Below are 13,517 nucleotides of genomic sequence, written 5' to 3' on the forward strand. Positions count from 1 at the left end.
ATTGCCAGTCAAGCAGGCAATGACGGAAAAAAGGGGTAAGGGTTATGCTACAATAACTTTCACTCCTTTTTCTTCTAATTGTTGCACTGCCATTTCTGGCACTTTATCGTCGGTAATTACATAAGATACCTGCTCAAAAGTACAAACTTTGCCCAACCCTCTTTTGTCGAACTTGGTACTGTCGGCTACAATAACCACCGTTTGTGCCGTTTCAATCATTTTTTGGTCTAATGCGGCTTCTGCTAAATTGGTGATAGAAAAACCAAAATCGAGGTCAATTCCATCAACACCTAAAAAAAGGATACCGCAAGAAATTTCTTCCAATATTTTCTCTGCAAAATTTCCAGCTACCGAAGAAGAATTAGCTCTAATCATTCCGCCTAACTGCAAAACTTCTACGTTGTTTCGATTACTTAATTCTAATCCAACTTTTAAGGCAGGTGTAATTACGGTGATATGCTCTGTCGGATTTAAAAACCTAGCAATCTCAAAAACTGTAGAACCCGATCCTATGGTAATAGAATCTGTATTTTTAATCAGCTTTAAGGCTGCTTTCGCAATGCGTTGCTTTTCATCGGCATTGATCAATTCTTTTTCGTAAATGCTACGTTCGCTTGCATAAGGATTTTTAATAGAACCACCACCTCTAGTTCTAAACAGCAAGTTTTTGTCTTCTAGCATTTTTAAATCTTTTCTGATAGTAACACCAGAAACTTTCATTAAATCTATTAGCTCAATGATGCTTACTTTGCCGTCTTCTTTTAATTTTTTAAGGATGTATTCGTGCCTATCGGTGATGCTCTTCATTTTCTAACAATAAGTTTGCTGCTAATATATAGATTTATTGTTGCATAAAAAAAGCGCTATATCTAACCGATATAGCGCTAAAACTTGTGTGTATAATAATTTTATTTAGCCTTTGCGTAATCTGCAGAATTTCTTTTTTCGATTTCGGTTTTCGCTGCCTTAAAGTTTTTAGTATTTAATGTGGCCAACTCATTAGTAGAAATAGCGTGTAGCTGAGTACTACCATTTAACTTCAAAGCACTCTCGTTACTTAGTTTGGTAAATAAGCTTTCTGTCTTAGAGCTGATATCGGCTTTAGCATCGTCTTGCAAAATGATTTGTAGGTGCTGAGCGTTTAAAGTGTTTTTTGTATTAACAACTGCATTGCCAGCTACGTCAATTCTGTAAATGTTGCCTACATACAAGGTGATTTTTACTGTTTCCGAATTTTTCTTGGTTGATACGTGAATAGCGTCGTCCGTAGTGTAAACTCTAGCTTTAGCAGTTCCTTCTGTAGTGTAAAGTTTCTTGCTGTCGTGGTCTTGTACTAAAGTTACTTCTACATTCCCAGAGATAATTAATTTTTTTGGAGTGTTCTGCTCTTCAACATGTTTATACTTATAGGTAGTTGCAATTGGGTTAACAGCATCTTTTGCATTAACTGATGATGTGCTGATGGCTAAAGCTAAAATCCCGATAGCGAATAGCGAAGAGTTTCTTTGTTTCATTTGTTTTTGATTTGTTTTTAAGTGGTCAAATGTTCCTTGTCATAATTAAATCATCCCCTTATAGTTTTATATGATGATTTAATTACGGGCGGTTCATAATTGATTTGTGTTTTGTAGATAAGACGCACTTAGTGGGAAAACGTTGCACGCAAATAAGACATAATCGACCAACGGTCGATTTTTATCGACGAAACTCCGAAGGCCTTCGTAGATGGTCGGGTTTTAGGGTTGAAATGTTATAAAGTTGGAATGTTGAGGTTGGAAGGATGGAAGTGCGCATTCAATCATTCTCTCATTTAGTCATTCGCTAATTCAATCCTTTCGTTAAATCGTCCAACTTTCACATTTTTCTAAAAAGAATTCATCTGCTTCTGCACCAATACCAGGAGTTTCGGGAACATCTAGCATAAAGCCTTCATAAGTTAGTCCGCCCACAACGGGGTCAACCAAATGTCCTAAAAGGCAGGTGTCTAAATCAAAATAAATCACATTAGGGCTAGCCAAGGCAAAATGTAAGTTGGCGGTTAAAGCCAAGCGGCTTTCGAGCATGCTGCCAATCATACATTTTACGCCGTTTTGCAAAGCGATTTCGTGTATTTTTTGTGCTTCTAAAATTCCGCCAGATTTGGCAAACTTGATATTCAAGAAAGTAGTTGCCTGCGAATTGATGAGTTTTCTCGCATCGTGATGGTTGTAGCAACTTTCATCAGCCATTAACTTGATAGGAGAGTTTACGTTCAGCTCGGGTAGTTTATCATCAAACCAGGTGCGCATTGGCTGTTCGCAAAACTCGATGTTGAATTTTTCAAGTTCCGTTAAAGCAAAAAGTGCATCGTCAAAGCTCCAACCTTGGTTAGCGTCTAAACGTAGCGTAATTTCATCGCCTACGGCTTTTCTAATGGCAGCCACGCGGTCAATATCTTCATGAACTTTTTTGCCTAGTTTAATTTTGATAATTCTACAGCCATTATTTACATGCTCTACAGCTTTTGCTGCCATTTGCTCTGGTATGCCAATTCCTAAGGTCATATCGGTTTCTATGGTGCGTTTGTGTCCACCTAAGAACTGATATAATGGTTGGTTTGCATTTTTTGCAGCAATATCAAACAGCGCCATATCAAAAGCACTTTTAATAGTTGGGTTATGTGCTGCGTAGCCTAACAAATCATTCATTCTAGCAGGGATATCCAAAGGATCTTTTCCTTTTAAAATTGCAGCAAAGTCTTTGGCCATTGCCAAGCAGGTTTCTTGCGTTTCGCCCACAATCATTGGAAAAGCAGAGCATTCGCCACTACCATGAATACCGGCATCTGTAAAAATCCTTACCAAAACATTTTGGGCAAAATGCATGGTGCCAGTAGCAATTACAAAAGGCTCCATTGGAATACTAAATCTGTAAATTTCGGTATGGGTAATTTTCATGATGTTTTGCCTGTAAAATTTGCGCTTTTATTTAATGACGTAAAATGTATCAAGTCGGGTGATGGAATTAGTTTATTTTTTTAATTGTCTAATTCAAATCTAAGTCGATCTTGTTCGATAATGTTTTTCAGTTCTTCTTCTTTTGGTAGATATAATAAGTATTTGCTGGCAAAAAGTTTGTTTTTATCATTTAATACAGAATATTTTACAATGGTTTCGTCTTTTTCCGAGCAGAGTAAAAGTCCAATTGTTGGGTTGTCTCCTTCACTTCTCTTCAAATCATCGTACATTCTAACATACATATCTATTTGCCCTATGTCTTGATGATTAAGGCTTCCAGTTTTTAAATCGATAATTACAAAGCATTTTAAGATGTAATTGTAAAATACAAGGTCTATAAAGAAATCGGAAGTATCGGTAACAATATGTTGTTGTCTGGCTACAAATGCAAATCCTTTCCCAAATTCAAGTAAGAATTTTTGAAGGTGGTCTATAATGGTAGTTTCTAAGCTTCTCTCAGTATTTGAAGTTTCCGGGTTTAAGCCTAAGAACTCGAAAATGTACGGGTCTTTAATGAGGTTTTGGATGTTGTTCTCTTCTGAATTAGAGGTTCGTAAAGTTCTTTCAAAGGATAAAGTATCTATTTGCCTTTGAAGTGTTCTACTACTCCAGTTACTAGCAACAGCTTCATTAATATAATAGGTCTTTTTTTCTTCGTTGTCTAACCTAGATATTAACCTGTAATGTGTCCAACTCAATTCAGTACGCACTGCGTACCAAATTGGAAAAGCCTTATAAAAAGCCCTCATGTTATTTAGATTTCTCTCGTCAAATCCCTTTCCAAATTCTAATGTAAGATGTTTGGATAAGGTCTTTAAGGTTGCCTTGCCGTAATCTGCTCTATGTTTTCCCTGTTGTTCATCCTCGACAATAAGTTTGCCTATATGCCAATAAGATTCCAAAAGTGCAGAATTAGCCATGCGAAATACCCTCAATCTAGATTGAATGATAATTTCTTTAATAGCACTAAATAATACGCTTTCGGCCAATTCCATAAAACAAAATATTTGCTTAAAAGTATAAAAACAATAATTAATCCCAATAGGTTAGTTAGATAATTTGCGCACTACTTAGCAGAATTGATAATGTTTACCAAGGTAAAATTTGCTAAATCTTATACCTTCCACCTTAAACCTTATACCTTTACGTTATGAAAGAAGCTAACAGCCTAATCCACGCCTCATCGCCTTATTTATTGCAACATGCTTACAATCCTGTGGAGTGGTACGAGTGGAATGAAACATCCTTAAAAAAAGCGAAGGATGAAAATAAGTTGATTATTGTAAGTGTTGGGTACTCGGCTTGCCATTGGTGCCACGTAATGGAGCATGAAAGTTTCGAAAGTCATGAGGTTGCCGAAGTAATGAACAAGCATTTTGTATGTATTAAGGTAGATAGAGAGGAACGTCCAGATATTGACCAGATTTACATGTTGGCAGTACAGCTGATGAACGGGAATGGTGGTTGGCCGCTAAATGCGATTTGTTTGCCAGACCAACGTCCAATTTATGGTGGCACGTATTTTCGTAAAGCGGATTGGATTAATATCCTGTTGAACTTGGCAAACTTGTGGGAAAAAGAACCTGAGAAAGCTATTAAATACGCAGAGCGACTAACGGAAGGTTTACAACAAGCTGAGCTGATTGAAGGCGGTAACGAAGAAATTGCATTTAAAGAAGAACAACTGATAGAAATTGTAGAACCTTGGAAACATAATTTCGACCCGATTGAAGGTGGCTACAACCGAGCACCAAAATTTCCATTGCCTAATAATTGGTCGTTTTTATTGAGATATGCTTATTTGAAAGACGACCAAGCTGTAATGATGGCTGTAATGACCACGTTAGAAGGGATGGCTTGTGGCGGTATTTACGACCAAATTGGAGGTGGCTTTGCTAGATATTCTGTAGACGATAAATGGCATGTGCCACATTTCGAAAAAATGCTTTACGACAATGCGCAACTGGTGAGTTTGTATGCAGAAGCTTATCAATGTTTGAAATTTGAGCCTTATGCTGCGGTAATTAAGCAAACTATTGCTTGGCTGGATAGCGAAATGAAATCGCCCGATGGCTTATTTTACTCGGCGTTAGATGCGGATAGTGAAGGTGTGGAAGGGAAATTTTACGTATGGAGCAAAGCTGATTTCTATGAAGTGATAAACGAACATCAGGAGTTTTTAGCCGAATACTTTGATGTAACCGAAGATGGAAACTGGGAAGAAGAGCATACGAATGTTTTGAGGCGTACGCAAAGCGATGAAAAACTAATGGCGAAATACAATTTAAGTAATGATGATTTTGCTCGAATTATTGAGGCTGCAACTGAAAAATTATTGACGGTTAGAAGCAAAAGAGTACGCCCAGGTTTGGATGATAAATGTTTGACGGCTTGGAACGCCCAAATGATTAAGGGTTTGGTAGATGCTTCGCAGGTTTTGGTGAATGATACGTATTATGAAAAAGCGAAAAAAGCAGCGAGCTTCATTTTAAATAATTTGATTGATGAAGATGGTGCGCTCTATCGTAATTATAAAAACGGCAAAGCAAGTATCAACGGTTTTTTAGATGATTATGCTTTCCTAATTGAAGCCTTGATTGCACTTTACGAAACTGATTTTAATGAAGCTTGGCTAAACGAAGCAAGGGAACTCAACGAGTATGTGCTAGAGAATTTTACAGATGAAAGTAACTCGATGTTTTTCTACACCTCAAACAATGGCGAAAATTTGATTGCCCGCAAACACGAGGTAATGGATAATGTCATTCCGGCTTCTAACTCGGTAATAGCGCAAAATCTACAGAAATTAGGTTTGTTTTTTGACGATGAAACTTACATCACAAGAGCATCAGCTATGCTAAAAGCAGTGTTGCCAAGAATTAAAGCTTATGGTTCTGCTTATTCTAATTGGAGTATTCAACTACTGAATGAAGTTTATGGTATTAACGAAATTGCCATTGCTGGTGCAGGTTTTAAGGCGGTTAAAAAGAAACTAGACCAACAATATATTCCTAATAAAATTGTTTTGGCGGGCACAAAAAGTACTTTGCCTTTGTTGCAGCATAAGCAAAGTAAGGAAACTAAGATTTATGTTTGTAGAAATAAAACCTGTCAGTTGCCAGTTGGCACTGTTGAAGAAGCGTTGGCGCATATTAAATAACGGCATTTTATTTGTACTGGTTTTACGAAACCTAACCTATGAAATTTTTTAAACTTCCGCTTTTACTTGTTGCCTTACTTACGGGTTGCGTTGGCAATATGAACCCAACTGGTGGTAATAGTCGACCAGATTATCCTTATTTCGTGACAACAAAACCTTTGGTTGTTAAGAAAATAGCAGTGCCAGCAGGTACAACTTTGGTTTACGAAGAAAGTTTTTGGAAAAAAGGAAAGCAAGATAAGATGTTGAGCGAGAGTAAGCTAACTGCTATCAATCTTCCTGTAGGAACAACCATAAATTGGGGCGGTGTTCCGATAACTTCAATTGTTCAGTTTTTTAACTCCGAAATGCGTGGTTTTAGTGTAACTGCCGATTTCCGTAAGCTTACAAAAGAACAAAACAATAGGTTTACTGAAATGTGGCAAAGCTGCGATGATAACCTTGGTATTGCTATCAAAGATAGAGATGATTGGTCTTTCAACCCAGATAACATTGCTGATGTACAAAGTTGCAGTGTGCTCTATCAACGGTATTTTAAGGATAACAAAGAACAGCAAAGTTTTTTAGATGAAATGTATACTGAGATGATGAAAAGCGGGAAGCGTAGTTTGTCTAAATAAGCTATGAGGTTTATGAACTAGGAGACTTACGAAGTTTCAAAAACTTCGTAAGTCTGAACCCACAGAAGTTTAACTTTAGGTACTATTGTTTTTTTGATGTGATTTGAGGGTTTCGCCGTTTAAAACTTCGTAAGTCTGAACGCCGATAAACACATTAAATTCATAATCCTTTCAACAATAGCACTTGTTTTTTGTTAGCATAATAATTAAGTTATCTTTGCCCAGCATTTCGAGGCGGCGCTAACACAAATTAAGATGATGCGTGAAAGTCTCGTCAATCAATAAAATAAAATAGAAAATAATGAAGATTACATCTAACACGGTAGTTTCTCTTACTTACGAGCTACATACCACAACTCCAGAAGGAAACAAAGTTTTTGTAGAGAAAGCTACTGAAGAAAATCCGCTAGTATTTTTATACGGTGTGGGTATGATGTTGCCAAAATTTGAAGAGCACTTAGCAGGATTAACTGTTGGTGATGAGTATGCTTTTGAGCTAGAAGCGGCTGATGGTTACGGAGAAATCGACCCAGGAGCTCACGTAGATTTGCCAGTAGGTATGTTTAAAGAAGGTGGTGCAGAATTGCCTAATGTTGGTGATGTAATTCCTTTGCAAGACAACCAAGGTAACCAATTCCGTGCTGGCGTAACTGCAGTAGGTGAAGAAATTATCTCAGTAGATTTAAACCACCCAATGGCTGGTAAAAACTTAATCTTTGCTGGTAAAATTTTAACAGTTAGAGAAGCAACAGCTGATGAATTGTCACATGGTCATGCTCATGGCGCTGACGGACATTCTGGTCACTAGTAATTAGCTTACTAATAAATAAAAAAGTCCCTAGGCATTTCGCCTAGGGACTTTTTTATGTTACTCGTTTTGTCGTCATTTCGAACGCAGAGAGAAATCTGTAGGTTTAATACTTCTGACTTACAGATTTCTCCTCGTTCCTCGTCGAAATGACGAGTATATTAACTTACTTCACCACCACACCATTCAACAGCGAAATTGGTGATGCATCCAAAGCATTTGCCGTACTTAGTTTCAAAGTTCCTTTTACTTTAATAGTTTGATAAGTGAACTTTGTAGGCTCTTTCAGTTGAACTTCAACCATAATAGGCACACCATTTTTACCGCAATAAAAACATTGGTTAATCGGTAAGGTAGAAAGCATAAATTTAGTCTGTTTCATGCCGTCTTTAATTGGTACAATATAGCCTTCCAATTCAAAAGGTTTGCCTGCTCTTTTTTTGATGTCGTTGTTGAAGATGGCGTACATCTCGCTATCGTCTTTTGCCATTTTAAATTCTACATCGCCAATTATATCCCAGTTTGCAGAAAGGATTTGGTCACTTGGGTCGTGTTGTGCTTGCGCTTTGTTTATGCCAAAGCCAATGAATAATAAAAATATGAAGGTTAGTTTTTTCATCTGTGTTTTCTAATGTTCTCGTCATTGCGAGGCACGAAGCAATCCTAAAGGGAGTAGTTAACTATTAGGGGTTGTAAGATTGCTTCGTGCCTCGCAATGACGAAATGGTTTTCTATGTGCCTATGTGTTTTTATATTAATTCTTCGCCAATATCTTCGAAATATTCGATTGATAAGCCTGTATTGCTGGAATAATTGCCGCAACAATCCCTATCAATAAACCTGCCGCCAATAAATAAAATTCTTCATTAATAAATAATAAGCCATTCATCTTCGCCTGACTGCTTTCTTGATAGTTCCCAATTAAATGTAAAATGCCATGCCCTAAAGCAATACCAATAAGCGTGCCTATTAACGTCAAAATTAAACCTTCTAAAATGATTAACGAAAAAAGTTTGCCTTTTGATGCACCCAAAGTTCGCATGATGGCTAAATCATAACTTCTTTCTTTTAAAGAATTGTACAAATTTACAAATACGCTGATGGCTGCGATGAACATAATCAGTACGGCAAACCATTGCAAGGTATCTACCCCAACACCGATTAGTGAAAACAAACGAGTGCTTTCTTGCGCTGGACTAGCCGCTTGCATATTAGTCGTTTGATTTACCATCATTGGGAACATAGCCACTGCCATTGACGAGCGATATTGAATGAGCAATGAAGTAAACTCTCTATCTTCATCGTGATTTGCTTCAGTTCCATGTTCATGGTCGTGATGTTCTTCTTCGGTATGACCTTCATCGCCATGCATTTTCCAAACACTGCCAATAGCCGTTAAAATCAAATTATCGGTTACGTTTTGCTGCGGTGCCAAAATACCCACTACTTTGTAAGCATGGTCTTTGTGCTCGTCCTTCATTTCGGTTAAACCGTGACCGCCAAAAAAAGTATCGCCAACTTTCAGGTTTTGTTCTTTTGCCACGTTTGCGCCAATAGTTGCTTCTAAATCAGCATCCCAAAACTTGCCGCTTTGTGTGGTTAAGCCATAAAGGCTGATGTAATTACTATCTGTACCTACGATGCGTACACCGTTATAATTATCGCCCAAAGCCAAAGGCACAGCACATTTTACGAACGGACTTTTCATTAATTTCTTGGCTTCGTTCATCGGGATATTTCCAGTTGGGAAATCGATGTAGTAAATGCTGCTTAAAATTAACTGCAGCGGACTGCCTTTTGCACCAACTACCAAGTCAATATCTTTCGAGTTCTTTTCTAATTTATCTTCTATTTGGGTTGATGCTAGTAGCAGAATTGTTAAAATCGCAGTTCCAGAAGCAATTAGTAAGATATTTAACGATGCATTTAATGGCTTAGACCAAATGTTTTTCCAGCTTATTTTAAATGGGCTCATGATAGGCTGTAGGTTAGGTTAAACGCATCTTTCACTCTTTTGTCGTGGGTAGCAACCACTAAAGTAGCTTTATTTAATTCTGATTGCTCTTTCAGTAAAGCCAATACCGCTTCTGCATTTTTATCGTCCAAGCTCGATGTCGGTTCATCTGCAATTAGCAAAGTTGGTTTGTTGATAACTGCTCGGGCTATGGTCACTCGTTGTAACTGCCCCTGACTTAACTCTTGTGGATAAGCATTTTTTTTGTGCGCCATATCTAAGGAAGCCAATACTTCTTGGATACGATTTCTATCAGTAGGTAAACCGGCAAAACTTTGTGCTAGAATTAAGTTCTCAGTAATATTGAGGCTTTTAATCAAATGTGGTTTTTGGAACACGATACCAATGTGCTGCCCTCTAAATTCGTCCAGTTTTTTAGATGAAAGTGAATATAAATTGGTGTCGTTGATTTTGATTTCCCCGGCAGTAGGTTTTAGCAAACCAGTTAAAATGTGCAATAATGTAGTTTTTCCGCTGCCCGATTGGCCAAGCAGTAGCCATTGCTCGCCGTTGTTCACTTGCCAATCGGCAAATTTTAAGGCCTGCTCAGCGCTGTATTGATGTGAAACAGATGTAATTGAAATCATTCGTTTTTCTGTAAGCTACAAAAATAAGATAAGCGCTTAAATAGAAGGTTGTGAATGTGTAAAGTATTTGCTACTGCGAAGTTTTCAATAACGTTGGCGAGGACGCCAACATTAGTGGTTTGCTATTCGGTTTTGCTGTTCGACATTTGTAATGTCGAACTCTAATAATAGGATTTTTACCCCGTTCTAAAAATTTGGATTATAAATCCAACAACTGCTCTTCGGGATTGCAAATCCCGAAGAGCAGTTGTTGTTGACATTTGTTGGCTAGTCGAGATTTGCAATCCAGAACTATCTATCTGCGGATTTTAAATCCGCAATTAACAAAGTCGAGATTGCAAATCGAGAACAACATACAGTGAATATTCTAATTAAACCATTTGAGGGGTTGTTCGGCTCTTGGTTGCACAGTTTTTTGTTAGTTAAACCCGATTGTAGTGGAAATACTTTTTGTTGTGTCATTTTGACGAGGAACGAGGAGAAATCTGTTTTCTAGCTGTACTAGCTGAGAGATTTCTCTCTGCGTTCGAAATGACGGAGGACGGAACACAAAAAGATTTTAACGGAAAGCGGGACTATCCTAAAATAGCAAGACAACAACTGCTTTTCTAAAAATTAAATTAAATACAACTTTTGCCCAGTCTTAGTGTTAATTGTACGTTAAGTGGTTTTTGAAGCTTAATTAGGTTGTAGGCATATTTTAATCTGGAAAACTTAACACTCGTTTTATTTGCCTTAAAAGGTAATTATTATATATTTACGGTATCTTAAAACATCTATTAAATACATATCCATCAACAAAACAAATAAATAGAATGAGCTTTGTTGAGGCAAGCTTAAATTACAAATTATATGGGAGACGAACTGAACAAAGATTTTGAGGTTACGGAAATACATAACAAGGAACAGTTTGAAGAAGAAGTAGTTCAGCATTTAAATAATCCGGTGACGGATATAAAAGCGATTGAAAAAGAGTACTTAACGTCGGTAAAAAGTGTTAAAAAAGAGGGCAACAAGTTCTATTTTTCTGACGGTAGTGCAAGCGTAGAAGTGCGTGTGGTGAGCGATGAAATTATTAGGGTTCGCTTGGCACCGCATGGTACTTTCTTGGCCGATTTTTCTTACGCTGTAGAGCAGGTAGACCAAAAAGTGACTACTTTTAAGTTGGAAGACACTACAGATGCCTATCTGATTTCGACCAATACGGTTACTTGCAAGGTTAGCAAAGCTGATTTTCTGATTTCGTTTATTTGCAATGCTTCGGGTATTGTTACTAGCAGCGATGCTTCGCCAATGCACTGGGAAGAAAATGCGGAGTTCGGTGGATTTTATGTTTATGCAACCAAACAATGTCAGTCGGAGGAAAATTTCTTTGGCTTGGGCGATAAGTCGGGCAATATGAATTTGAGAGGCAGAAAGTTTCAAAACTGGAATACTGACGCCTATTCTTACGGTTGGGACCAAGACCCTTTGTACCGTACTATTCCGTTTTATACGGGTATTAACCAGGGTGAGGCTTATGGAATTTTCTTCGATAACACGTTTAAATCGTACTTCGATTTTGGAATGCAAGACAATACGAAAACCAGCTTTTGGTCTGATGGTGGCGAATTGCAGTACTATTATATTCACGGTCCACACATGATGGATGTGGTGAAACGCTACCAATCGTTAACGGGAACGCACCAATTGCCGCCAAAATGGGCTATAGGTTACCACCAATGTCGTTGGAGCTACTATCCAGAAAGTAAAGTTAGGGAAATTGTGGATGGTTTTAGGTCGCAGAATATTCCTTGCGACGCCATTTATTTAGATATTGATTACATGGACGGCTATCGTTGCTTTACATGGAACAAAAAATATTTCCCAGACCCTAAGAAAATGATTAAGGAGTTGGCGGATGTGGGGATGAAAACTGTGGTAATGATTGACCCGGGAATTAAAGTGGACGAAAACTACTGGGTATTTAAGGAAGGAAAAGACAATAATTATTTCTGCCGCCGTAGCGATGATTACTTTATGGAAGGTCATGTTTGGCCAGGCCGTTGCCAGTTTCCAGATTTTACCAATCCAACCGTAAGAGAGTGGTGGGGCGGTTTGTACAAGGAGTTGGTAGATATGGGCGTTGCCGGATTTTGGAATGATATGAACGAGCCAGCGGTATTTGGTGCGGGAACTTTCCCTGCTGATGTTCGCCACAATTACGATGGCTACCGTGGTTCGCACCGTAAAGCGCACAACGTTTATGGTATGCAAATGGTGCGTTCTACTTATGAAGGCTTGAAGAAACTGCAACGAAATAAACGCCCGTTTACCATTACTAGAGCAGGTTATTCGGGTATGCAGCGTTATGCTTCAGTTTGGACTGGCGATAACGTGGCAACTTGGGAGCACTTGAAATTGGCTAACATCCAGTGTCAACGTATGTCGATTTCTGGAGTGCCTTTCTGCGGTACTGATATCGGTGGTTTTAGCGGAGAGCCAGATGGCGAATTGTTCACTCGTTGGATACAGTTAGGCGTATTTTCTCCATTTATGCGTGCCCACTCTGCAGGTGATACTCGCGAGCGTGAGCCTTGGAGCTTCGGCGAGCCATTTACTGCGATTAACCGTAAGTTTATTGAGCTGCGTTATAAATTGATGCCGTACATATATTCGGTGTTCTGGGAGCACCACCGTCATGGTTTCCCAATTTTGCGCCCATTGGCGATGTTGGAGCAGGAAAATATTGGTAACCACTACCGTCAGGATGAGTTTACTTTTGGTGATAAGATTTTGGTTTGTCCTGTATTGGAGCAAGGTGCTACATCGAGACGTGTTTATCTGCCAAAAGGAAAATGGTTTAACTATTGGACTTTGGAATTGTTGGAAGGTGGTAGCGAATATGTAATTGATACACCTTTAGATACAATGCCTTTGTTCGTAAGGGCAGGTTCGGTAATGCCAGAATATCCGGTAATGCAGTATGTTGGAGAAAAACATATCGACGAAGTTTGGTTGAATGTTTATTATTCTGATTACGAAGTGAACTCGTTTATGTACGAAGACCACGGCGATACTTTTGCTTACGAGCAGGATATTTACTTGGAGAAGAAGTTTAATGTAAAAGGCGATGGCAATAGTTTCAATATTCAACAAACCATCGACGGTTTGTTTACGCCAACCTACGAATTGTATGATTTCCGTATCATCGCTTTGCCATTTAATGTAGGTAAAGTGTATGTTGACGATAAAGAGGTTAAGGATTTTGTAGTAAACGAGCGTGGTATTTTACGTTTTAAATCGAACAAAAACTTCTCTAGAATTAGTATTTTGAAGGGATAAAATAACTT

Annotated in this window: 11 protein-coding genes; 4 read left to right on the plus strand and 7 right to left on the minus strand. The window is 38.2% G+C overall.

The features are described from left to right. Window positions 1-42: 42 nt before the first annotated feature. The 4 genes from REI64_RS12165 to REI64_RS12180 all read right to left on the minus strand — a co-directional run bounded on the left by REI64_RS12165 (window position 43) and on the right by REI64_RS12180 (window position 3,991). Window positions 43-807 carry a DeoR/GlpR family DNA-binding transcription regulator gene (locus REI64_RS12165; protein ID WP_308850399.1) on the minus strand — a complete coding sequence of 255 codons (765 nt, stop codon included), beginning with the start codon at window positions 805-807 and terminating at the stop codon, window positions 43-45. Between the two features lie 101 nt (window positions 808-908). After that, a complete protein-coding gene (locus tag REI64_RS12170) occupies window positions 909-1,514 on the minus strand; it encodes a GIN domain-containing protein (protein ID WP_308850400.1) in 606 nt (201 codons plus the stop codon). Window positions 1,515-1,838: 324 nt separating this feature from the next. Then, window positions 1,839-2,936, minus strand: coding sequence for a dipeptide epimerase (locus REI64_RS12175; RefSeq protein WP_308850401.1), 1,098 nt, complete (start codon window positions 2,934-2,936; stop codon window positions 1,839-1,841). Window positions 2,937-3,016: 80 nt separating this feature from the next. Continuing rightward, window positions 3,017-3,991 (minus strand): PDDEXK nuclease domain-containing protein, encoded by a 975-nt coding sequence (locus REI64_RS12180; protein WP_308850402.1) that lies wholly within the window; start codon window positions 3,989-3,991, stop codon window positions 3,017-3,019. A 155-nt stretch (window positions 3,992-4,146) separates the two neighbouring features. On the opposite strand from REI64_RS12180, the gene REI64_RS12185 reads away from it, so the two are divergent. The 3 genes from REI64_RS12185 (at window position 4,147) to REI64_RS12195 (ending at window position 7,584) form a co-directional block, all read left to right on the plus strand. Continuing rightward, on the plus strand, window positions 4,147-6,156 hold the full coding sequence (locus tag REI64_RS12185; RefSeq protein ID WP_308850403.1) for a thioredoxin domain-containing protein: 2,010 nt from the start codon (window positions 4,147-4,149) through the stop codon (window positions 6,154-6,156). Between the two features lie 38 nt (window positions 6,157-6,194). After that, on the plus strand, window positions 6,195-6,776 hold the full coding sequence (locus REI64_RS12190) for a hypothetical protein (protein WP_308850404.1): 582 nt from the start codon (window positions 6,195-6,197) through the stop codon (window positions 6,774-6,776). Window positions 6,777-7,077: 301 nt separating this feature from the next. Further along, window positions 7,078-7,584, plus strand: coding sequence for an FKBP-type peptidyl-prolyl cis-trans isomerase (locus REI64_RS12195; protein WP_308850405.1), 507 nt, complete (start codon window positions 7,078-7,080; stop codon window positions 7,582-7,584). 166 nt (window positions 7,585-7,750) lie between these two features. Here the strand turns inward: REI64_RS12195 and REI64_RS12200 are convergent, their stop codons facing one another. The 3 genes from REI64_RS12200 to REI64_RS12210 all read right to left on the minus strand — a co-directional run bounded on the left by REI64_RS12200 (window position 7,751) and on the right by REI64_RS12210 (window position 10,185). After that, window positions 7,751-8,203 (minus strand): hypothetical protein, encoded by a 453-nt coding sequence (locus REI64_RS12200; RefSeq protein ID WP_308850406.1) that lies wholly within the window; start codon window positions 8,201-8,203, stop codon window positions 7,751-7,753. A gap of 135 nt (window positions 8,204-8,338) precedes the next feature. Further along, a complete protein-coding gene (locus REI64_RS12205; protein WP_308850407.1) occupies window positions 8,339-9,559 on the minus strand; it encodes an FtsX-like permease family protein in 1,221 nt (406 codons plus the stop codon). Further along, the gene (locus REI64_RS12210; protein WP_308850408.1) at window positions 9,556-10,185 is read right to left on the minus strand and encodes an ABC transporter ATP-binding protein; all 630 of its coding nucleotides are present in this window, start codon (window positions 10,183-10,185) and stop codon (window positions 9,556-9,558) included. The genes REI64_RS12205 and REI64_RS12210 overlap by 4 nt, the downstream gene beginning before the upstream one ends. An 852-nt stretch (window positions 10,186-11,037) precedes the next feature. On the opposite strand from REI64_RS12210, the gene REI64_RS12215 reads away from it, so the two are divergent. Continuing rightward, window positions 11,038-13,509: a glycoside hydrolase family 31 protein gene (locus tag REI64_RS12215; RefSeq protein WP_308850409.1), complete on the plus strand. Its 2,472-nt coding sequence runs from the start codon at window positions 11,038-11,040 to the stop codon at window positions 13,507-13,509. Window positions 13,510-13,517: the final 8 nt, after the last annotated feature.

The sequence above is a fragment of the Pedobacter sp. genome, assembly GCF_031119335.1.
Lineage (GTDB): Bacteria > Bacteroidota > Bacteroidia > Sphingobacteriales > Sphingobacteriaceae > Pedobacter.